The 20,571-nt window shown below is 69.0% G+C and carries 21 protein-coding genes; 6 read left to right on the top strand and 15 right to left on the bottom strand.

Features of this window, described 5'->3' with window-relative positions; genetic code table 11:
• Positions 1 to 91: 91 nt before the first annotated feature.
• The 3 genes from H6H00_RS00480 to H6H00_RS00490 all read left to right on the top strand — a co-directional run bounded on the left by H6H00_RS00480 (position 92) and on the right by H6H00_RS00490 (position 2,808).
• On the top strand, positions 92 to 601 hold the full coding sequence (locus H6H00_RS00480) for a hypothetical protein (protein ID WP_185719433.1): 510 nt from the start codon (positions 92 to 94) through the stop codon (positions 599 to 601).
• A gap of 911 nt (positions 602 to 1,512) precedes the next feature.
• A complete protein-coding gene (locus H6H00_RS00485) occupies positions 1,513 to 1,824 on the top strand; it encodes a hypothetical protein (protein ID WP_185719434.1) in 312 nt (103 codons plus the stop codon).
• 378 nt (positions 1,825 to 2,202) lie between these two features.
• Complete coding sequence (locus tag H6H00_RS00490; protein ID WP_185719435.1) at positions 2,203 to 2,808, top strand: hypothetical protein; 606 nt, start codon at positions 2,203 to 2,205, stop codon at positions 2,806 to 2,808.
• A 10-nt stretch (positions 2,809 to 2,818) separates the two neighbouring features.
• Here the strand turns inward: H6H00_RS00490 and mobF are convergent, their stop codons facing one another.
• The 12 genes from mobF to H6H00_RS00550 all read right to left on the bottom strand — a co-directional run bounded on the left by mobF (position 2,819) and on the right by H6H00_RS00550 (position 13,959).
• A complete protein-coding gene (mobF, locus tag H6H00_RS00495) occupies positions 2,819 to 7,333 on the bottom strand; it encodes a MobF family relaxase (protein WP_185719436.1) in 4,515 nt (1,504 codons plus the stop codon).
• Positions 7,333 to 7,791: a hypothetical protein gene (locus H6H00_RS00500; RefSeq protein ID WP_185719437.1), complete on the bottom strand. Its 459-nt coding sequence runs from the start codon at positions 7,789 to 7,791 to the stop codon at positions 7,333 to 7,335. The genes mobF and H6H00_RS00500 overlap by 1 nt, the downstream gene beginning before the upstream one ends.
• Entirely contained in the window at positions 7,788 to 8,009 is a 222-nt protein-coding gene (locus tag H6H00_RS00505; RefSeq protein ID WP_185719438.1) for a hypothetical protein, read from the bottom strand. Before H6H00_RS00505 ends, H6H00_RS00500 begins: the two co-directional genes overlap by 4 nt.
• Before the next feature lie 544 nt (positions 8,010 to 8,553).
• Positions 8,554 to 9,279 carry a hypothetical protein gene (locus H6H00_RS00510; protein ID WP_185719439.1) on the bottom strand — a complete coding sequence of 242 codons (726 nt, stop codon included), beginning with the start codon at positions 9,277 to 9,279 and terminating at the stop codon, positions 8,554 to 8,556.
• Positions 9,263 to 9,691, bottom strand: coding sequence for a hypothetical protein (locus H6H00_RS00515; RefSeq protein WP_185719440.1), 429 nt, complete (start codon positions 9,689 to 9,691; stop codon positions 9,263 to 9,265). Before H6H00_RS00515 ends, H6H00_RS00510 begins: the two co-directional genes overlap by 17 nt.
• Positions 9,688 to 11,661 carry a type IV secretory system conjugative DNA transfer family protein gene (locus tag H6H00_RS00520; protein ID WP_255425496.1) on the bottom strand — a complete coding sequence of 658 codons (1,974 nt, stop codon included), beginning with the start codon at positions 11,659 to 11,661 and terminating at the stop codon, positions 9,688 to 9,690. Before H6H00_RS00520 ends, H6H00_RS00515 begins: the two co-directional genes overlap by 4 nt.
• A complete protein-coding gene (locus tag H6H00_RS00525; RefSeq protein WP_185719441.1) occupies positions 11,658 to 12,245 on the bottom strand; it encodes a DUF2637 domain-containing protein in 588 nt (195 codons plus the stop codon). Before H6H00_RS00525 ends, H6H00_RS00520 begins: the two co-directional genes overlap by 4 nt.
• Positions 12,242 to 12,514, bottom strand: a complete 273-nt coding sequence (locus tag H6H00_RS00530) for a hypothetical protein (protein WP_185719442.1) — start codon at positions 12,512 to 12,514, stop codon at positions 12,242 to 12,244. The genes H6H00_RS00525 and H6H00_RS00530 overlap by 4 nt, the downstream gene beginning before the upstream one ends.
• A complete protein-coding gene (locus H6H00_RS00535; protein WP_185719443.1) occupies positions 12,511 to 12,900 on the bottom strand; it encodes a hypothetical protein in 390 nt (129 codons plus the stop codon). Before H6H00_RS00535 ends, H6H00_RS00530 begins: the two co-directional genes overlap by 4 nt.
• A gap of 29 nt (positions 12,901 to 12,929) precedes the next feature.
• Positions 12,930 to 13,454: a WhiB family transcriptional regulator gene (locus H6H00_RS32950; protein WP_185719444.1), complete on the bottom strand. Its 525-nt coding sequence runs from the start codon at positions 13,452 to 13,454 to the stop codon at positions 12,930 to 12,932.
• An 8-nt stretch (positions 13,455 to 13,462) separates the two neighbouring features.
• Entirely contained in the window at positions 13,463 to 13,684 is a 222-nt protein-coding gene (locus tag H6H00_RS00545) for a hypothetical protein (RefSeq protein WP_185719445.1), read from the bottom strand.
• A 2-nt stretch (positions 13,685 to 13,686) separates the two neighbouring features.
• Positions 13,687 to 13,959, bottom strand: a complete 273-nt coding sequence (locus tag H6H00_RS00550; protein WP_185719446.1) for a hypothetical protein — start codon at positions 13,957 to 13,959, stop codon at positions 13,687 to 13,689.
• 189 nt (positions 13,960 to 14,148) lie between these two features.
• On the opposite strand from H6H00_RS00550, the gene H6H00_RS00555 reads away from it, so the two are divergent.
• From H6H00_RS00555 to H6H00_RS00565, 3 genes are all read left to right on the top strand, one after another.
• Positions 14,149 to 14,520, top strand: coding sequence for an XRE family transcriptional regulator (locus H6H00_RS00555; protein ID WP_185719447.1), 372 nt, complete (start codon positions 14,149 to 14,151; stop codon positions 14,518 to 14,520).
• A gap of 242 nt (positions 14,521 to 14,762) precedes the next feature.
• Positions 14,763 to 15,965: a helix-turn-helix domain-containing protein gene (locus tag H6H00_RS00560; protein ID WP_185719448.1), complete on the top strand. Its 1,203-nt coding sequence runs from the start codon at positions 14,763 to 14,765 to the stop codon at positions 15,963 to 15,965.
• Positions 15,962 to 16,471 (top strand): flavoprotein, encoded by a 510-nt coding sequence (locus H6H00_RS00565; RefSeq protein ID WP_185719449.1) that lies wholly within the window; start codon positions 15,962 to 15,964, stop codon positions 16,469 to 16,471. Before H6H00_RS00560 ends, H6H00_RS00565 begins: the two co-directional genes overlap by 4 nt.
• A 185-nt stretch (positions 16,472 to 16,656) precedes the next feature.
• Here H6H00_RS00565 and H6H00_RS00570 read toward each other — a convergent pair whose 3' ends face one another.
• From H6H00_RS00570 to H6H00_RS00580, 3 genes are all read right to left on the bottom strand, one after another.
• On the bottom strand, positions 16,657 to 17,673 hold the full coding sequence (locus H6H00_RS00570; RefSeq protein WP_185719450.1) for an AlbA family DNA-binding domain-containing protein: 1,017 nt from the start codon (positions 17,671 to 17,673) through the stop codon (positions 16,657 to 16,659).
• A 1,378-nt stretch (positions 17,674 to 19,051) separates the two neighbouring features.
• The gene (locus H6H00_RS00575; protein ID WP_185719451.1) at positions 19,052 to 19,579 is read right to left on the bottom strand and encodes a hypothetical protein; all 528 of its coding nucleotides are present in this window, start codon (positions 19,577 to 19,579) and stop codon (positions 19,052 to 19,054) included.
• Between the two features lie 23 nt (positions 19,580 to 19,602).
• Positions 19,603 to 20,466, bottom strand: coding sequence for a hypothetical protein (locus tag H6H00_RS00580; protein WP_185719452.1), 864 nt, complete (start codon positions 20,464 to 20,466; stop codon positions 19,603 to 19,605).
• Positions 20,467 to 20,571 lie beyond the last annotated feature (105 nt).

Consider the following 20,571-nt stretch of genomic DNA (forward strand, 5'->3'; position numbering starts at 1 on the left):
CCTCCACTCGGGAGGGTCGGGGGCTCAGACGAGGCCCCTGATCCCTCGCCGTCCGCTCAGCAATGTCGGGGATCGGCAGCACACTGGCGTCATGGACCCTGCGCTGAACGGGCTGGTGGACGCCGTGGAGGCCGGCGCGGTCGAGCTGGCCGACGAGATGCTGCGGCGGTCGGGCGCGGTGTGCCCGCCGACGGTGCACCTGCTGTTCAAGCACCTCCCCCAGCCGTACATCGCGAGCGTGACTACCCGGCCGTTCCGGCGCGGCAGCGACGCGGCCGCGGCGGTAGCGGCGCTCGGGTTGCTGCCGTCCGTCGTGCACGCGACACGGCTGGTCGTGGTGTGGGAGTACTCCGACCTGTGCGCGGCTCTGGACCTGCCCGACTGGCGAGAGGGCCGGTACCCGCTCGGGCTGGTGGTGCTCGATACCGACCTGGCCGAGCACGTCGTGCGCTGGCACCCGTTACGGATGCGCACGGACGCCACCTCGGACCCGATCCCGGTCACGGCGTCGATCTGGCCGGAGTGGGGCGAGGTGGTCCGGCATCCGACTCGGGCGACCGCACGACCAGATTGCGCAGCTCATCCCGCTAGGAGCTCGTGATACCGGCGCAGCGACCAGCACCACCAACCCGGCCGACGCCACGACGCTCCGTCGTGAAGGCTGCAGTGCAGGCGTGGTCGGCACCAGGCACTCCGAGGTTCCGACGGGTTGCGCCGCGGTTCTCCCACTGCTCGTACTCGGCGGGTAGCGCCGGGTGTAACGCGGCATTCAGATCGGCTTCGTCCCAGCCGCACTTCGTCCGCAGATCTCGGCGATCGCAGGGAGCTGGTCGTCACGCTGAGGCGCACTGCGCGGACCAGGACCTCGACGTCCGTCTCGCACCGGCCAGGAGCTACGCGGCGACCTCAAGAGAGGCGATTGACTGGCTACGGCTGGCATGGCACTCTCACGACGTCCCACCGGCGGTCCGGTGGTCGACGCTCCAGCAGGTCGAACTTTGGCATGCTGGTAGATAACTTCATGATCGATCTGGGCACATGACTCCATAGGGGAGAAGTGTGCCCTTCATCGTATCCGGACCGGAACCTGCGCCGCAGGTTCCGGTCCTTTTTTGTGCCCGAAACAGAAAAGAGCGAAGGAGATCACCATGCGAGAACTTTGGGAAGACCCCGATCTGAAACGGCGTCCATCCAGGATGGACACTCGATACTCGACAGGCGGATCGAATTGGAAGGGCGAGGGTTGGCGACTCTCGAAAGAAGGGCCTATCGATGTAGCGCATGAAGCAGTACGCGCCTGCAGAGCCCCCGACCGACGCAGCGGCGCACGACGGCGCGGTCGACCTCCATGGACTCGGAGTGAGCCGCACACGGAAGTCGGCGAGGCTGATCTCGCACTGCTGCGCGCTAGGTCCAATCGGATCCGAGCGTTGAAGCTCAGGTGAGCTGCAGCGCGACCCATTGAGTCATTTTCAGCTATTCTCAAACCGACACGCACAAGCAGGAGGAAAGATGCCTGAAGTTCCACCGACTCAAGGTCTGTACTATACCGTAAAAGACTCGCCGCTCGGGCCGGAGGGGACGGTCAATAAGTACGCAGGCCTGATCCTCATTCCCTATCGCGATGCCGCAGGCGACTTTCGCGTTGGTTCGGTGAACACTGAATTCGTGAAGCTGCCACAGCAGGAGCAGCCTTTGCTGTCCTACCTGATTGAACATGGGCTCAAACTCTGGATGCACGCGCCTGAGGTCAAGGCCCGGCGCCCGAGCCTGATCAGTCCGGCCTCGATCCTCGGTTCGGACACGCCGACAAGGCAGGCGTAGGAAGGTACGACGGCAGCCCGGAATGGCCTCCTGACAAAGGTGGCCCCACCGTCGATCGGGCGTGCTCAGCAATGCCGCGCCGTCGTCGGGGCCGCAAGGCGCGCTGGTGGCGGCGGGCGCGGGGCATGCTGTTCGCCTCGTGCTCGTCGTTGCCGGCGCACTCGTGCCTTGCCGCCCCTGCGGCGGTATGGCAACCCTTCAGGGCGACCGATCGACGGTGGAGCCGCCCACCCACATACCCCCGCCACCTGCCTACCGCAGCGGGCGCGGGTCGGGCCCCCTTCTTCATCGGAGTGAGGGCCGGGGGTTCGGGGGCGGGGCCCCTGAGTGCTCTTGGTCCACTCGGGATTGTCAGGGGTCGGCCGCACACTGGCCGTCATGGATCATGCGCTGGACGGGCTGGTGGACGCTGTGGAGGCCGGCGCGGTCGAGCTGGCCGACGAGATGCTGCGGCGGTCGGGCGCGGTATGTCCGCCGACGGTGCACCTGCTGTTCAAGCACCTCCCCCAGCCGTACATCGCGAGCGTGACTACCCGGCCGTTCCGCCGTGGCAGCGACGCGGCCGCGGCGGTAGCGGCGCTCGGGTTGCTGCCGTCCGTCGTGCACGCGACGCGGCTCATCGTGGTGTGGGAGTACTCCGACCTGTGCGCGGCTCTGGACCTGCCCGACTGGCGAGAGGGCCGGTACCCGCTCGGGCTGGTGGTAGTCGATGCCGACCTGGCCGAGCACGTCGTGCACTGGCACCCGTTCCGGATGCGCACCGATGCCGCCTCCGATCCGGCTGTTCCGATCCCGGTCACGGCATCAATCTGGCCGGAGTGGGGCGCGGAGGTCCGACATCCGGGCGGGGACCTGCCGGCGTCGGTCGCCGAGCTGCTGGCGGTGTGGCGGGAGCTGCGGCGCGGCGACGTCGCGGCGACCCGGGCCGAGCTGGAGGCGGCCGGGTTCGTCGTCAACTGGGTCTCGGACCTCGCCCGGCGCTGATCGGCCCAGGTCAGGGCTCGCGGGACAGGACATCCTCCTCGCCGGTGTCGGTGTGGGCGTCCTCGGCGGCCGTCGTGTTGTCGGCGGCCGACCAGCGAGCGAGTTCCTCGCGGCGGGCCGCCTCGGCGGCTTCCCGCTCGGCGGCGTCGGCCGCCGCGCGGGCAGCGTCGGCGGCCTGGCGCTCGGCGATCTCCGCCAGGGTGGCCTGCGCCTTCCGCACGGCGCCCGTCGACTCGTCGACCGGCAACACCCGGCTGCGATCCGGCGGGTCGATGGTCTCGGTGGCCTCCGGCGTGCTGACTTCGCGGATGTCTGGCACATCGGTTTCGACCACCTCCGGTGCATCCGGCCGGCCGGCGTCGTACCAGGCTGGCTCATCACGGAGCGGCTGTCGGTCGTCGTCGTCGTCCGGCACTAGGTCGGCCTCGGTGATCGGCTGGTCGCGTTCGCGGTCGGTCTGCTCGGCGCGGTGTTCGGCGAGCCAGTCCGGGCCGGTCGTGCGGTCGTCGGGCCGATCTATGTCGACGCCGCGGGCGCCGAGCTCGGTGCGGGAGCGGTCGGCGTTATCCCTGCTGATGGCGGTGTGGGTGAACCACGCCGCCCGGGCCGCGTCGACGATCTCCAGCTCGGCGATCTGCTCGGCGAGCCGGGCGGCCTCGGCGCGTGCGGCCTCGGCATCCGCGCGGAGCCGGTCCGCGTCGTCCGGTGCCGTGTCGGGGGCGTCGGCGCGGGCGGTCCACAGGGTGGCGTCAGCCGCGGCGCGGGCGTGCTGCTGGTGGGCGGCGGCCAGGTCGTCCTCCACCCACCGGGGTGCCCAGGCGAGTTCGCGTTCGTAGGCGCGGACCCGCGAGCGCAGCGCGCCGTCGGACAGGTTCGCCTCCTCCGCTCCGGCGTCGACGAGCGCGAGAGCCTCGTGCGCGGCGCGGAACATCACGGCGTGCTCGACGCGGCCCTTGCCGGGGGCGTTGCCGAGCGGATCGTGCTCGTCGGTGTGGTCGACGAGTTCGCGGTAGGCCGCGGCCCAGCCGGCGCGGTGCTCCCAGTCCTGCCGCGCGACCACCTGCGCGGGGTCGGTGCTGTCGGGGACCGGCCCGAGCGCGTCGACCGCCCAGGCGGGCGCCTCGGAGGCGGTGAGGGTGCCGAGTTCGCGGCGGCGGTCGTCCGCGGCGTCGGCGAGCTGGTGCAGCCGCGCGGCTCGCTTGTCGTCGACCGGCTCGACGCTGCGGAGGTGGTGCGGGATGAGGTCTGCGGCGCCGCCGCGGAGGTGTGGCGTGAGCCGACCGGCGAGCGCGTGGGTGATGCGGTGGTGCAGCACCTGCGCCGGGGAGTCGGCATCGTGGAGGCTGCGCGCCTCGATCGCGGCGGTGAGGACCTGGTCGGGGTCGTGGCCGGCGAGTTCGGCGGTGCGTAGCAGGCGTTCGAGTGAGCCGAACGCGTCATCGGCGGCGAGCTGGCCGCGCTGGTGCGGCGTGAGGTGGCCGTCGGCGGCGAGCTGGTCGAGGGTGTCGGCGACGCGGCCGGCGCTGACGTCGCGGATCAGGTCGGCCATGCGGTCGACCTGGGTCATCACCGAGCGGGCCTCGTCCTCGGCGTGGGCCTGCTCGGCGAGTGCGCTGCGGTCCTCGCGGATCGACGCGAGGACGTCGGAGAGGACGGCCTCGGGCGTGCGCGGGGCAGCGTCGAACGTCTCCCCCGTCTCGGCGTCCGGCGCCAGGTGGCGCGTGACGGCGTAGATCGTGTTGCGCTCCCGACCCCGGGTCGCGGGGACGTAGAGGCCGGCGGCATCGGTCCCGGGGCCCGTGACGGCGTGGCTGGTGTCGACGGTGCGGCCCTGGGCGGCGTCCTTGGTCGAGGCGTAGCCGAGCGAGAGGTGCTCGCGGACGTAGGTGCCGGGCAGCTGCATCGGCGTGCCGAGCTGTTCGCCCCACGCGTTGCGCTCGACGTCGGACGTGGCGTCGTTGGCGAGGATCGGGGCGACGGTCAGCCCGCCGTCCGCCCGGGTGGCGATCACGCGGTAGGTCTGGCGGGTGATCGGCGCGGCGGTGTTGCCCTCGAACCCGCGCAGGTGCCACGCGAGGGATCGGGCCTGGACCAGGTCGCCGACGCCCGCAACGGTGCCCCGCCAGTCGGCAAGGGCAGAGCCCTCCCCGAGCGGCACGCCCTCCTCGGCGACCCGGCCGAGCCGGACGAGCTCGGACCGCAGCGCGGCCGAGACCCGCGCGGCCGCGGCGTTCGTGCCGACCATCAGCAGCGACTCGCGCCCGTCGAGCGTGTCGGCCAGCCACGCCCGCGACGCGGCGGCCTCGGTCTGCTCCGCGGTGCCGCCGTCGACAAGCCGGCCGCGCTTGGCGTACTCGGCGAGCACGCCCGCGTCGCCCTCGCGCAGGCGCAACGACGCCGGGCCCTCCCAGTCGTTGGCGAAGCGGCGTACCTCGGAGAGCTGGTAGGTGATGCCGTGCTCGCCGACGTCGGCGAGCGCACCGCCGGGCCCGATCGCGGTCAGCTGCTTCGGGTCGCCCACGAGCAGCAGCTTCGCCCCGGCCGCCTGGCAGCGGGCGCGGATCGCGACGAGATCGCCGGTCTCGGCGGTCCCGGCCTCGTCGACGACCACCAGGTCGTCCCGGCCCAGCCGCCACGACTCGTCGTCGCCGGTGGGGCCGGTCGCGACACCGGGACTATCGAGGCGGTTTTGCGTCGCGAGCCACGACCGGACGTTCTTCGCCGCGAGCCCTTCGCCGGCCAGGACTTCGGCGGCGTTCTGGTACGGCGCGAGCCCGAACACCCGACGCGGCGCCTCTCCGTCGACGGTCCAGGTGTCGGCAATCGCGCCGACGACGAACGACTTGCCGGTACCCGCTGCGGCGGTCAGCACCTCGATCTGCGCGCCGGAGGTCAGCACGCCGCGCAGGGTGGCGGCCTGGTCCGGGCCCAGCGTGATGCCGGATTCGGCGAACCGCGCGGCGACGTCGTCGACCTGGTCGTCGGTGAACCGGTGCGCGCCGCGCTCGACCGCGGCGGCGATCAGCGAGCGTTCGGCCGCGAGCTGGCCGGCCGTGGCGTATCGGGTGGAGCCGTGCCGGGCGTACACGGACTCGCCGTTCGCCAGGCGCAGCTCGTCGGGCAGCGCGTCGATGTCCTCGGCCGGGCCGAGTCGCTGAGCGCGCTCGAGCGCGGCGTCCGTGAGGCCGTCGAGCAGCGGCAGAATGTCGTCGGGCGGGACGCCGAGATGCCCGGGCAGGGCGTTGGAGACGGCCAAGAACATGTCCGAGCGGGAGTAGTGCGCCCGGGTCTGGGCGACCTCGGCGACGGCGCGCTCGATGACGTCGAGCGGGGAGAACTGCGCGACCTCGCCCGGGTTCTGCGCCCGCTCGACCAACCGCTCGGCGAGCGGCGCGAGCCCACCGGTGACCCGCTCGCGGGCCATCTCCTCCCACCGGGCGAACTGTTCGTCCCGCGTCTCCCCCTCGTGGGACTTGGCCTTGCGCGTCACGAGCGTGGCCTGCTCGTGGATCACCGCGCGCTCGTAGGGCGACGGCTCCCGCCCGACCTTCGCCGTGAACTCGCGGATCAGCTCGGCTGCCTTCGGCCCGATCTGCGCCCGGCGCGACGAGTAGAGGTCCATCAGGTCGCGGTCGACGCCGACGACCTCGCGCGCCTTCCCGTCCGGGCGGGTCTCCACCCGCACGCCGAGCGACTGCGCCAGGTGGGCCTCCATCACGCGCTCGGCGATCGCCGCGGCCGCGGCCTTGTGCTCGTCGATCGCGCGCCCATCGACGGTGCGCCAGTTGCCGTCGGAGCACAGGACGCGGTTGAGGATCGCGTTGTGGATGTGCCACTGCGGGTCGCGCTCGCGGGAGTCGTGCTGGAAGAACTGGGCGACGACGAACTCGTGGGCGTCGATCCACCGCCCGGCCCCGCCGCCGTGGTGGCCGACGCGGGAGTAGCCGGCGTGCTCTTGCAGGTAGGCCAGGCCGGCGCGGGTGCCGGCCATCATGGCGTCCTCGACGGCCTGGGCGTGGGTGTCCCACGCCCGCGCGGCCTCGCCGTCGCCGCCCAGGCGGGCGTCGTTGGCTGCGCGCTCGAAGGCCAGGCCGGTGACGGTCACGGACTTGGGCGCGGAGAACGTGACGTCGATGAAGGTCACCGCCTGCCGTGCCGATCGCCCGGCCTGGGCGCGCAGGGCGGCACGCTCCTCGGGCCCGGCTTCCCGGTTGGCCTCCAGCAGCGTCGCGTAGATCTGCTCCGCGGAGCGGTACTTGCGGTGGCCCGCAGCGAGTGCTTCCGCCTCGTCCCAGGTGGTCCGGTCGTGCGCGGCGGGGTCGCGCGGGTCGAGCAGGCGGGTGTAGACGGCCTCCATCAGGTCGGCGTCGACCTCTCCGGCGAGTCCGAGCGACTCGGCGCCCTTGCCCCACCACAGGCCCGGCGGCTCGCCGGCCGCGACGGCGCCGGTGTAGTAGCCCTCACGGGCCGTCGCGACCTCGTCGGTGAGGTACCGGACGGAGTGTCCGCGGTGGATGCTCAGCATCACGCCTCCCCGTAGATCACGGCGTCGGCCCGGTCGTCGATGGGCCAGCGGTCAAGGACGTCGATCTGCGCCGCGACGGCCTTCGCCGGGTCTGGCCCGGCCATCGCGGCGACGGCCGCGCGCGCCCGGGCCACCGCGTCGACGTGGACCGGCGCGAACTCATTGCGTATCAGCTGGCGCGACGGGTTCGGCGAGTCGTCGTCGCTGTAGCCGGCGGCCACCGACCGCAGCGCGGAATCCCGAGTGCAGCGCTCGCCGTGCTCCAGTAGCGCGACCCACGCGAGGTAGTCGGCCTCCGGGTCCGTCACGCCGGGCTCGTGCGCGATCTCGGCCGGGCTGCTGGCACGGGCAGTTGCGAGGTCGCGCTGAACGCGGGCCAGGAACAGAGCCGCCATGCGCTCGGTCGGCCACTGGGCGTCCTTCAGCTCCCGGAGCGCGTCGCTCTGGTCGTTTCTCACCGGTCCTCCTGCTGGCCAAAGTTGATCTTGCGGCGGGCGCGGCGGAGCAGTTCCGAGCGGGCCCGCCAGGGCTCGCGACGGGCACCACAGGATCGTGATGCGTGGGTGTGGCTCTTGCTCTTGGTCTGGTTGCTACGGGTGTCGTCTCGGTGGTTCTCGTCGTCGTACTGCTGGTGGTTCTGGGCGTTGTTGTTCTTGGCGTGTCGGGTGTCGTTCAAGATCGGGGATTCTCGAGTCGAGTCGTGCTGGTCGGGATTCATCGGCGGGCGTCGCGGCTGGATCGGATCGGTACGCCGTGTGCTCGGAGGGCGCGGAGGACGGCGCTCGGGCTGGCGTCGAGGACGGCGCCGATGCCGCGAGAGCTGGCGCCGGCTCGGTAGAGCCAGGCGGCGCGCTCGACGTCCAGCGGGCCGGCCGCCCCGCGCGCGGTGGCGCGCCGGTGGCAGGACCGGCAGAGAGGTCGGTACCGGTCCGGGTCGAGGCTGTAGCGCCGGCCGCGCGCGGGGTCAGTGCGCTCCACGGGGTCGGTGCCGTCGTAGGACCACAGCTGCGCCTCGCGGTCGCAACCCGCACACGGCTGGGCCGCCGCCGGACCGCGCGCCGCAACGAGCCGTTGGCGCATCGCGCAGTAGCCAGGAACGGCCGCAGCGTCGCGGATCTCGGCGCCCATATCCCCGCCGCGGTGGAACCGGTCCCAGTGCGGCCGGCAGAGCCCACGTCCGTGATGCGGGCGCCCGCACTGCGGCACGGCGCAGCCGCGCCTCACCGGTAGCCCCCGTGCTGGGCGAACTCGGCCTGCTCGGCCTCGGCGACCACCGCGGGGGCCGGTGAGGGACCGGCGGTCCGGGTGGTGGCCCAGTGCGCGGCAACGGCGGCGTGGTGCCCGGCCAGCGGCGGCGCAGCGGGCTCGGTGACCTCCGCCGGCCGCCCGTTGCGGTCGACGTGCCGCGACAGCGAGCACCCGCCGAGCAGCGCGTTGACGCGGCGCTCCACGCCGGTGCGCTGCCGGTCGTGCCAGTCCCCCACGCGCAGCCAGGACCCGTTCTCCGGGTGGTAGGCGTCGGCGTGGGCGCAGCGCAGCCACCAGAGCTCCTCTATCACCTCGGGGTGCCAGAGCCAGCAGGACGAGAGCTGCGCACGGGTGTAACGGACGTAGACGCGGCCCATCCACTCCGCGAGATCCGCTAGGTCCGCGACGGCTCGCTCGGTGTCGGTGGTCAGCAACCACGACCGGACGGCGGGCTGGGTCTCGGCGGGCTCGTCAGGTTCGGCGGACCGGGCCAGACGCCCGCCCAGCGCGGCCACGTCCGCGGCGAGCTGGAGCACGTTCTTGTCGACGGTGTCGATGCGGTGCAGGGCACGCTGGACCGCGCGGCCGAGCGCGACGGTCGTCGGGTCCTCTTCGCCCGGTGCGGGAGCCGTCCCACCCGCGGGGTGGTGCCCGTTGGCGGTCACGGGACGGCGGGCGTCGTCATCGGCCGTCGGCATCGCTCGTCTCCTCCTGTGCGTCGGTCGAGTCGGCGGCGGCCTGGTCGTCGGTGTGCCACAGGGCGAGCTGCTCCCGGCGGGTCGACTCGGGCTCGTGCTCGACGAGGCAGCCGGCCCGGTCGCCCTGGGCGGGCGCGTGCACGTCGTGCCGGTCGTTGGTGAACTCCGAGACCATCGCCTCGGCCCGAGCCCGGTCGGAACCGAGGGCGACGAAACGGTCGACCGCCGCGCGATGGCCCACGTCCTCGCCTGCCGCCGAACCGCGCTCGGCAGCGGCGATCCGGTCGAGCAGCGCGTGCTTGTCGTCGAGGAAGGCAGCCAGCTCGTCGGGATCGGCGTGCCGGCCCGGGGTCGAGAGCTGGCGCAGCCGGGCCGTCAGGTCGGCGATCTCCCGCGCGGTGGGCCTGCTCACGAGGCACCGCCCCACGGGTCGCCGTGATCGTCCGGGCGAGCCCACTCGGAAGGGAAGGGATTGACCTCAGCGTCGTTGGTCGTCGTCGTGGGCCCGACGACCTCACCCAGAACGACCTGCGGCGACCGGTAGCTGGTGGCGCCGCCATGCCCGGTGACGCGGACCCGCAGCGCGGTCCCGCGCATCCGGCACCAGCCGGAGACGGCCCTCCCACGAGCACCTATCCACGCTCGTGCGGGCCGGGTCCGGTGGGCGATCCACCCGACCGCCCGGGCGACCTGGCGAGCTTTCCAGGCCCGGGCCCGGACCGTGAGGGCGTCGGGATGGTGGAACGCATGGACGTCCCGGCGGCGCCACGCCTGCTCGGCCCGCCCGATCACCGGCGGCATGTCCCGGCGGAACACCACGACCCGCCCAGCCGGGAGGTTCGCCAGCTGCGCGGGCCCGAGCACAGGGACCCGCCGCGTCGTGCGGGACGCGACCCGCCCGTGCATGTCCGTGGTCGTGGTCGGTTCGTCCCGCTCCCCTGCCAGCGTCGACCAGTAATTCAGGTCGTCCCGGTCGGCGGTCCCGCCGAACAGCTCCCGGGCGCCGGAGTTGTTGAGGATCACGGCAGCCTTGGCATCGCCGTAGCGGTCCAGCAGCTGCGCGCGGGACTGGAAGCAGGCCACGATCGAGATCCCGCGCCCGCCCATGTCGGCCGACCACTTGTCGAGCGGGATCGGGCAGATCAGCGCGGCCTCGTCGAGGCGCAGCGACAGCGGCGGGTCCAGCCGGCCGCCGGGCTGGTCCTCGGCCAGGCGGCGGGCCTCGCGGGCGATGTAGCCGGTCAGCGCGCACACCAGCGGCGCCACCTGCGCTTCCTCGCCGCCGAGCATGTAGACCGTCGCCCTAGACGCCAGCAGAGCCGCCACGTCGAACGGCCGACCACCTTCGGCGAGGGGCAGCGCCGCTGCGCAGGCCGGGCCGTGCGTGAGCCATCCGAGCGCGGGCGAGATCGTCGAGGCGATCGACGTCCGGGTCTTCTCGTTGGTGCCGATGAACTGGCGCACGGCGGTCTCGAACGCCGGTTCCAGGCTCTTGTTGTGCAGCAGCAGCAGGATGCGCTGCTGGTGCTCGTCGAGGGCGGACAGCCAGACCTGGACGGTGTTCATCGTCAGGCCCCCGAGCGCGGCGGCGTGCATAAGCGCGGCCAGGTTGCGGCGGCCCTGCTCGTCCCAGTACTCGCGGTCCCCGCCGCCCGGCCGGGTGGCGACCGCGAGCATGTCGGTGGCCCGCTCGGTCGCCGTGGGCGGGTCACAGCACCCGGTGAGCGGGTCGAACGTGATCGTCGAGGGTCGTCCGCCCAGCCCGACCGGGTTGAACACAAACACCGGCCCGATCTCCTCGCGCATCGGGCCGGTCTGGTCGAGCAGGTTCGTGCGCGTCGAGGTGACCAGAACTGCGCCAGGGGCGTCGAGCACGCGGCCGGCCAGCCACTGCGTCTTACCCACCCGCGGGCCGCCGAAGACCAGGACGACGTCCTCGATCGACGCCCACACGCGCAGCGCCCCGACCCTGCACAGCTCGACCGCCACCGCGGCGGCGGGCAGCCGGAGCAGTTGCGCGGCGCGGTCCCACCGGGAGCCGGCGCGCAGGGACGGGCGGACGTTCGGCGCGCGGCGGCGCATCGCGACAGCCGACCCGACCCGGACGATGTCGCTCGACGACGCGACCCCGGCCTTCCGCCGTGCCGATGCACCCCAGCGGGTGACCGTCGCCATCGTTCGTCCGTGTCGGGACCAGAGCCAGCCCACGACCAGGGCGACCAGCACCCCGACGACGAACGGATGCGTGGTGCGCACCAGGGCCATGCCGAGCATGGCCGCGGCGGCTCCGCATCCGAGGCTGACGGCGTGGGCTCCGCGCCGCCAGAAGAACAGCGCCATCGCGACGAGCGCGGCCAGCAGCGTGAGAGCAGGGACGTTCACGACGTCGCTCCTGATCCGTTGAGAGAAGGTGGCCGCTCCGGGAGCGGGTCGGCCGGGCGATTGCGGGCGAGCAGCTGGCGGGCCTCGTACTCGGAGATGTCCAGCTCCCGCGACAGGCGCCGGCGACCCGCGCCCTCGGCAATCAGCGCGACCGCCCGGTCCGGTGGGTCCTGGCCGTCGGCGGCGGGCACGACTACCGCCGGGCGGCCGACCAGGACGGCCAGGTGCACCACCGCGCCCAGCACCGCCGGAGCGATCGCGGAGACGACCACGACCACCCACCACGCCGGGGCGAGCGCGAACGCGGCCAGGCCGTGACCGAGCGCGTTCGCCGCGACCGACAGTCCGAGCAGCGCCAACGCGAGCGTGCGGGCGAACCGCCGGGCGGAGTGGGCGGACCAGCCACCCAGCCACACCAGCGACCCCGCCGCCGCGCCCGCGTCGACCACGACCGGGAGCAGCCACGCCAGCCACGGGGCGAACCCACAGACGAGGGCGAGGTCGCGCAGCGCGGCGAATGACAGGACCGCGGCCGCGGCGGCGACCACGAGCAGCAGCACGTAGAGCACGGTGCGGGCGCTCATCGAGCACCCCGTTCGGCCGCGGACACCACGACCACCGCCCCGATCAGCACCAGCGCGCCCAGGCCCACCGCGACCATGACCCCGCCCACCAGCAACGCGAGCAGCCCGAGGACGGTCGCGCCGCCCGCGCCCGCGGCGGCGGCCGCGATCAGCAACCGCTCCGGCACCTCGAACGCCGGACCCCTCCCCGCCGGTCGGCCGTGCTCGACCGGCCAGAAGTGCACGGGTCCGTCCTCGTCCCACGGCGGTCCGCCCCACGGCCCGTTCATGACGCCGCCTCGCCATCGGCCGCGCCGTTCAACCTCGGGACATCGCGGGTCGGGGTGTGCCTGACGCCGATGTGCCCGATCGCCGACCAGAACTCGTTGACGGCCGGCGATGCCTGGCGGAGCGCGGCGTACGCGGCCCGCAGCTGCGCGACCGCGTCCACGAGTCGCACGGCCGGGTCGATGACGTGGGAGTCGTCGTAGACCGCACGGCCCTGCCCGTAGGCGGCGACCTGTCCGGCGAGGATCTCCGCCAGGTCCTCCAGCGCGTGGACCGTCGCCAGGGCGTCCCCGGCGATCGAGTAGAAGTCCGCGTGGTCCGCGTCGGCCCATCTCTGGTGGCGCGCCACCTCGGTCCAGCCGTCCGCGCCGGTCTCGGCCGCTGCCACCGCAGCGGGTCGATCGTCCGTTGCGTTCACTAGGGTCGGTCTCCTTCCGTGGTTCGAGTCCCTGCCTGGGTGTTGTGCTGCTGGGAGGTCTGGAGGGGAGCCCGGTTGCCGCCGCGGCTCCCCTCCCCCGCGTCCCGCTCCTGCTGACGCGCGGCACTGGCCTGCGCCGCCCAGCGCTCGACGGTGCGCCGCGACGCCCCGAACTCGTGCTGCACGACCCGGCCGCGGCGGCCGGCAGCGAGCTGAGCCCGGCCCACCGCGGCTGTGTCGTCGCGGCCGGCGCCGATCGGGCGGCCCATCGCGTCGACGTACGGGCCCGCGGTGCGCAGGGCCCGCCGCTCGTCGGCAGTCAGACCGCCGGCGATCCCGTGCGCGAGCGCAGTCAGGGCGAACTCGAGGCAGACGCTCCGGACCGGGCACACGGCGCAGACGGCCTTCGCGGCCGCGACCTGCTCTTCGTAGGCCGGGCCGACCTCGGCGGCGGGGAAGAACGCTTCCGGGTCCTCGGTTCGGCACCCGGCGTGCCGACGCCAGTCCCGCGTCTCGGTGGTCATGGCCGCGGTCACCCCACCGCTCCCGACTCACCGGTCAGCGGCTCGGACGCGGACCCGACGGCCGTCATGAAGTCCGACACCATCTCGGGCAGCCCGGCACCGGCCGGGGTCCCGATGAACAGCACGAGCGCGATCAGGGCGAACGCGATCGCACCTCCGGGGACCCGCGCCTTTGCGCAGATCACGGCGCCCACGACGGCGAAGAAGATCAGGATTCCGGCGCCCGGCATGGCTACCACACCCCCGCGCGCTGCTCGCGGGTGTCCGGGTGTGCCATCACCGACGCCGGATCACCGCCGGCCGCCCACGCCTCCGCGGCAGCTCGGCTCACGTACCAGCGGTTGCCGATTCGTCGCGCCGGGAGCACCTCGGGGATGAGGCGGCGGATCTTCTGGCAGTTCGAGCTGGCCGAGCCGTTCTCGCCGACCTCGCCGAACCACAGCGTCGCCACCTCCTCGACCGTCATCAGCAGGCCGGCACGCTCCGCCTGGGCCGGCGCGCTCATCGGTATGCACCCGTTCCGTCATCGCCGCCGGTCGACAGCGGCCCGTTCCGGTGACCTCGCATGATCACTCCTCTCCTCCGAACGCAGACTAGCATCAGTTGACATCAATATTGATGCCTTTCGGCCACGGTTGCTACTGGAGATGGCGTCGATCGACGCCAGTGGCGTGAGTGGCCCTACGCTGCTCATGTGGCAGAACCGGGCGAGCGCGACGACTGGGATGCCGTCGCGCGGGCGATCCAGAACCGGTTGGACGAGACGCGCTCGACGCAGATGGAGATCGCGTCGCGGGCCCGGGTGTCGCTGACGACGCTTCGCGAGCTACAGCACAACCTGAACCCGCGGCGCCGCCGTCCGCAGACCCTGTCCGCGGTTTCCGAGGCGCTGGGGTGGCCGGCGGGCTACCTCGTGCAGGTGTTGCACGGCGAAGCTGCCGAGCCCCACGCGGACGAGAGCGCAGATCCGGTTCTGACGTCCCTCAGCGGCCTGGAGCAGGAGATCCGCGCTCTCCGGGCCCGAGTCGACCAGATCGAGCGTCAGCTAGCTGACGGAGACGCGTAGCGCGCAGGGCCGCGACCGCCTCGTCGAGCCGGTCCAGCTGGACCTGAAGACGGCGCGCGACGATCAGGCCCTCGCTTCGGGTCTCGCGGCAATGCTCGGTCATCCCGTGCCACCTTCACCATTCGGCCGTGCGGCGGGTGAGCGGGACCTATGCTCGAACACGTCCTTGTAGATGACCTGCACCAACGGCTGGCCGCACAAAAATGCGGGTCGCAGCCGGGATTGGGAGGTGGGATGTGGGCATGGCGCTCGAAGGTCCCATCGGGGAACGCATCCGGATCTACCGGCTGCGCCGCGGCCTCAGCCAGCGACAGCTGGCCGGCCTGGTCCAGCGCTCCGAGTCCTGGCTGTCCCAGGTGGAGCGCGGCATCCGGTCCGTCGACAAGCTCTCGGTCCTGATCGACATCGCGAAGGTCCTGCACGTCAAGGTCGAGACCCTCAGTGGCAGGCCGTTCGCGCTCGCCCCGAACGGCGATCCGGAGTTGGACGGGCTCGCAGCAATTCAAGACGCGCTTGGCGCGTACCCGGGTCTCGGCGTCACCACCCCGCGACCGGCGAAGCTGTCGGACATCGAGCGGCTCACGACCGAGGTGCACCTGCGATACCAAAGCGCCGACTACGGGGCAGCGACCCGCATCCTGCCGTCGCTGATCATGAGCGTCGACGGCCTGGTCGCCGAGTCGCGGGGCGACGAGCGACGCCGCGCGCTCGAACTGCAGAGCAGCGTCTACGTCGCTGCGGCCAAGCTCGTGACGAAAGTAGGCAACGCCGAGTTGGCTTGGCTCACCGCCGACCGGGCCGCAGGCGCCGCGCTGCACGCCGAGTCGCCAGCACTCGGTGCCGCGGCGGCCTACCAGGTCGCGTGCGCCTTCTTGAAGAACGACCGCCTCGACGAGGCCGAGGCCATCGCCCTCATCACGGCCGAGAACCTCGACGACGACTCCCCCGCTGGCCTCTCGCTGCGCGGCGCACTGACCCTCATCGCAGCCGTGATCGCAGGCCGGCGCAACGACCGCGGTGAGGCCATGGAGCGACTCCAGCGGGCGCAGCTGCTCGCCGACCAACTCGGCGAGGACGCCAACCACGGCTGGACTGCCTTCGGCCCGACCAACGTCGCCATCCACCGCGTCTCGACCGCAGCCGAGCTCGGCGACGCAGCCTCCGCAATTGCGCAGGCGGAGGTCGTCGACGTCGCGTCCCTGCCGAGCGGCCTCCTCAGTCGGCGCGCGCAGGTCCACATCGACATGGCGTGGGCGTACTGCCAATGGCGCGCCGACGCCGAGGCCGTCGTGAACCTGCTTGAAGCCGAGCGGGTCGCACCACAGACGTTGCGCTATAACGTCCTCGTGCGCGAGCTGCTACGCGAGATGCTCAAGCGGGAGCGGCGTACGGCAACTCCCGGCCTGCGCGCTATCGCGGGACGCGCAGGAGTGCTGCAGGGATGACAGGAACCCAGCAAGTCGCTTATGTGGTCGCATGCAGCGCGCCGCCCGCCCTTGACCTAGCCCGCCTTACCAAGTTGATCATCGAGGAGGGCTGGACTACTTACGCGATCCTCACTCCGACGGCTGCAACCTGGGTCGACGTAGACGCCCTTGCGGAAGCCAGCGGCCACCCGGTTCGTGTCGATCCGCGTAGACCTGGTGAACCGGATCCACTTCCTCCGGCAGACGTGGTGATCGCAGCACCGCTGACATTCAATAGTCTTAATAAGTGGGCAGCCGGTATCAGCGACACCCTTGCACTCGGATTATTGAACGAAGCGCTCGGTCTAGATGCACCGATCATCGTGGCACCGTGCATCAAGAAGGCTCTACGGCGGCATCCGGCGTACAAACAGAATGCTGACCGGCTCCGATCTGCAGGCGCCATCATGTTCGATCCCGACCGAGTCTTCGTTGACTCAACGAACGTATCTAGTTTTAGATGGGATCTTCTTGTGCCGACCTGATGTCTAGGGCGGCGATCTCAGACGCTGATGAACTTGTCGTGAGACCTCAGGTCGCTTTAGGAGTGCTTCTGATCCAAGTTCATCCCGGATCGAGCGATCTGACCCTCTACTTCAGCAAAGTTCTGCACCCTTTCAATACATGGACACAGAAATGCGCAACTCAGCATTCTAGAACTTGAGGCAACCTACGGACGCAAACGACGACGGCCCACCGAGAGGAGCGCATGGACTTCGCGGGCAGTGATCGGCACAGACCCTTCTCCTCGGCGTCGAACGATGGAGAAGAACGTCTGTTCTACCTTGCCCTCAACTATCGCACCATGGACCAGGAACGGTTTGTCGTCCTCCCTCTGAGCAGGAATGTATATCACTACAATACAAACGTCGGGCGATACCTCGATCTGCTCAACACTTAATCCGCGAACAGCTGGGTAGATTCGGCTATCAATAATGTCCTCGTATCGTTTTGAACAGTTCGACAATAGCGGCAGGGGTGAAAGCTTGACCGCCACATCCTCACCGTTCCGCTTATCCGTTCGAAACCCAATGACCAACAGTCCAGCTCTCTCGGAGTTCGCGAACCGCGAAACATCTTGCGCCAACTCAATCTTCGCAGCGCCGCTATCGAGATCGACAAAGGACTTGAACTCAAGCCATCCAGACTCAGGCTGCCCAATGAGTTCCAGATGGCGACCTCCGCGAAGCTGGTTCACAACGTGAGCGATACTGCTCATTTTTCTTAGATTATCAGCTATACCGAGACTCGCCCGCGCTTCGACAACTGAATCTGCAACTTGTCTAACAGTAGTAGCGAGATCGTTCATGAACAACCGACATATCCAAACGTCCCCTCCTCGGCCCTCTGAGTTTAGCGTGGCATAGTTCACGCTTCCAGACACTGCCATGAACGCTAGATCAAGCAGCGAATGCACATCCTCGAGCGGGTATGGAATTGGTTTATCGACAGCGAACTCTATCTCGATGGAGCCGTCGACTCCGAAGAGGAGGAAGAAGAATGATAGATGCTCGTTTGGACGATTGAACAGAATGTCGAAGTGAACCGCCGCATTGTCTCGAGCTGGAACACTATCGCTTAGAGCGGCAAACTCACCAAGGGTCACATCCAAGACGTCCTCAATGAACACTTCTGTCTCGCCGTGGGACTCTAATGTGAACCGCGTACCGACATCCGACTGCTTCACGACCCTGGAGTTTGACTCTCCCAAACGTCGAAGAAGTTCGCTGGAGTTCAAGCTTCCTCCTTCCCCCACATAGCCGATCCTTGCGGGTTGACATTCCACCCTACAAGATGAGTGTAGCTCCGACGCACCATGTATGATCGTTAAGTGCCTTCGTCAGCTCTTACCGACTGGACAAGTCGGCGATCGCAGAATCTGGACGACCTCCTGGCTGCCCACTCCGCTATTACTGGCCCAGGCCCCGGACGGCGATGGCGCACAAAGCAGATCAACTGGTCTTTGAGCTTGCGCTTAGCCGCAGAGTTTCAAGGATTCGCGCGAGATTTACACGATCTGGCAGGCGACGCTTTAACGGCGGGCGTCACGAACAGTACATTGGCAACAGTAGTAGCAACCCGGTTCACTGACAACCGCCAGCTCGACCGAGGTAATGCAACCCCCGGGAACATCGGCAGCGACTTTCAGAGATTCGGTCTACTGCTTTGGCCTGCCCTCCATCAACAATATCCAAGAGCGCATAAATGGAACAAGGCATTGGAACTTCTATGTGACGCGCGGAACGCGGTTGCGCATTCCGACGATACCAAGCTGGCTAAAGCCGCTGCGGCTGGTCATAACGCCAGCACCCTAGCGGCGTTCAAGAAGGCGAGGTCGCAGGTAGACAAATTGGCCACCGCAATGGATGATGTAGTTTCGACGTACGTGGGTGCAGTTCTCGGCACCGCTAAGCCCTGGTGAGGCACAGATGGAAGAGACGATACCTCTTAACCCCGGGGATCTCGTAGACGTCCCCTGGGGCTTGGATTCCGTCGCAGGAATCGTCCTTGAGTCCTACGTCTCAGGTGGTGTTCAGCGGGTCCGAGTAGCCGTGCAGATTCCCGGCTCGGATACACGCGATGAGATTGTAGTGCGGGCACTCGACCTCCTCGGCCAGGAACAAGCCGTTGAGGGCTTCGCCAAAGCTGGCGGCTGGTTGCGGCATGCGACTTACGAGCGTCAGATTATTCCGCTGATCGGATCTCTACTCGATGACCTCCAACCCGATACGAAATGGCAAGTCTCTACCGCATGGTCGGAGGGAAAGACAGAGCTTGACGCCATCATTGAATCGTCTCGATTAGCTATTATTATAGAGATTAAATGGTCCCTCGGACAGGTCTTCCAAATGGTAGTTCCAATGCTCAAGCGAGCTATGGGAATTGTCCGATCGAGACTGGGTGTCCCAACTGTGAGTTTGGTGATCTCTCCTAATAGCCCCAAAGGCACAAGGTCGAACAACCCAATGACAACTGGTCAGCTGACAAGCAAAGTCTATTTTGCTCGATGGCGGGGAGACTCTGACACAGATCAGCTCATACAAGTGCTTAGGCTGATTCTCAGCTCATCGGACGACCAAGACTGAGCGGACGTCTGATAGCACCCGGTAGGAACCAGCTCCCGCGGCGTAGGCGGGTGAGCCTGAGGTGGGCACCTCCACCTGGAGCCAGTCGCCGTTGGCCAGCCGCACCTCCGACGGCAACGCGTCCAGGTCGACCGTCAGGCCGAGCTGCTGCACGCGCTCGATCGCGGCGTCGGTGAGTCCGTCGAGAAACTGCCATACGTCGTCGGGTCCAATGCCGAGATGGCAGGGCAGCGCATCAGACACAGAGCGAAACAGGTCGGAGCGGCTGTAGTGCTGCCGCACCTCTGCGACGGCGGCGACGGCGCGCTCGATGACATCGGTCGGGGAGAACTCGGCCGCCGGCCCAGGGTCCTGCGCACGCTGGCGCAACTGCTCAGCCAGAGGCATTAACCCGTCCGTGACCCGCTCGCGGCCCATTTCCTCCCACCGGGCGAACTGCTCCTCCCGCGTCTCCCCGTCGTAGGACTTCCCCTTGCGGGTGGCGAGGGTGGCCTCCTCGTAGATCACCACCCGCAGCTTGACGATCCGAATCAGCCGGTGGTTGGCCAGGAGTCTTCGGCTGATTCCGAGTCAACGCCCGATCCAAATGCGTCAAGGAAAAGTTCGGCAAATGCGTTTGATCCCTCGATGTAACGTTCACCAATGGTGCGTCCGATTAGCTCTGGAATTATTGGCAGAACTCCGTTTATCCGTTCGACGGCTTGGCGCTCTGCGTCTGTCAGAACCACTGGCCGAAGAATAAAGATAGTGTGGTGAGCTCCGACGACTCGTAGCCTCGCTAACATACCTTCCATTGAGGCCGGCAAGTCAACCCAGATGGACGCGTCAGCCGTAAATGGCAAAACCCCTAAGAACCGTTGTCCGACGACTGCAAGCGAGAAGCCAACATGATCCGGCCAGAAGTCGTCGTCCGTGATGACAACTCCTGGGTCCAACATCTCGCGCAGGGCCGCGCCGAAGTATTGAACGCTTCTTCGTCGAAGAAGGGGTACGACTGTTAACCCGGACATACCGCTACTGATGTCGACTATCGCTCTTACGCGCGGGTCGACCGGCAGATCGTCAAGCCGGAAAAGAAGCTCTTCGAGATCGATCTCAGATGGGGTCGTTCCTGGCTCGGACATGTTGCTCAAGACGCCTTCAGAGGGCTCGACCACAGACTCTAGCTGCTGACGCAGGGCGCCCCGACTAGATGCTGCCGCTCGCAAAAAGGTCGCGGGGAGCGCCCCCAAGAAGTCAAGTTCCTCTGTCGAGCGCTCAAAGCTGACCCACTCAATGTTGAGGGCTTGCGAAATCTCTGCGACAGTTGGGCGAAAGTCATGGATCTCCGGCTCTCTTCCATCGTATGAAGTGGCAAACGCCAACAAATCATATGATGAGTCGGAAACCTGCACTATCGTATCTGCCGATGCAGTGAGAGGATGCGCCAGTGCTCTCTCGTTGCCAGCAAGACCAATCCCTAGGATCAGCAGCCGAACCCGAGGAAGCACAAGAGATAA

Source organism: Pseudonocardia petroleophila (assembly GCF_014235185.1).
In the GTDB taxonomy this organism is placed as follows: Bacteria; Actinomycetota; Actinomycetes; order Mycobacteriales; family Pseudonocardiaceae; genus Pseudonocardia; species Pseudonocardia petroleophila.

Coding starts and splice junctions, on each gene's coding strand:
- H6H00_RS00550 (WP_185719446.1), bottom strand. CDS start 13,959: ATGAGCGCGCCGGCCCAGGCGGAGCGTGCCGGCCTGCTGATGACGGTC.
- mobF (WP_185719436.1), bottom strand. CDS start 7,333: ATGCTGAGCATCCACCGCGGACACTCCGTCCGGTACCTCACCGACGAG.
- H6H00_RS00545 (WP_185719445.1), bottom strand. CDS start 13,684: ATGCCGGGCGCCGGAATCCTGATCTTCTTCGCCGTCGTGGGCGCCGTG.
- H6H00_RS00490 (WP_185719435.1), top strand. CDS start 2,203: ATGGATCATGCGCTGGACGGGCTGGTGGACGCTGTGGAGGCCGGCGCG.
- H6H00_RS00480 (WP_185719433.1), top strand. CDS start 92: ATGGACCCTGCGCTGAACGGGCTGGTGGACGCCGTGGAGGCCGGCGCG.
- H6H00_RS00560 (WP_185719448.1), top strand. CDS start 14,763: ATGGCGCTCGAAGGTCCCATCGGGGAACGCATCCGGATCTACCGGCTG.
- H6H00_RS00565 (WP_185719449.1), top strand. CDS start 15,962: ATGACAGGAACCCAGCAAGTCGCTTATGTGGTCGCATGCAGCGCGCCG.
- H6H00_RS00485 (WP_185719434.1), top strand. CDS start 1,513: ATGCCTGAAGTTCCACCGACTCAAGGTCTGTACTATACCGTAAAAGAC.
- H6H00_RS32950 (WP_185719444.1), bottom strand. CDS start 13,454: ATGACCACCGAGACGCGGGACTGGCGTCGGCACGCCGGGTGCCGAACC.
- H6H00_RS00530 (WP_185719442.1), bottom strand. CDS start 12,514: ATGAACGGGCCGTGGGGCGGACCGCCGTGGGACGAGGACGGACCCGTG.
- H6H00_RS00510 (WP_185719439.1), bottom strand. CDS start 9,279: ATGCCGACGGCCGATGACGACGCCCGCCGTCCCGTGACCGCCAACGGG.
- H6H00_RS00525 (WP_185719441.1), bottom strand. CDS start 12,245: ATGAGCGCCCGCACCGTGCTCTACGTGCTGCTGCTCGTGGTCGCCGCC.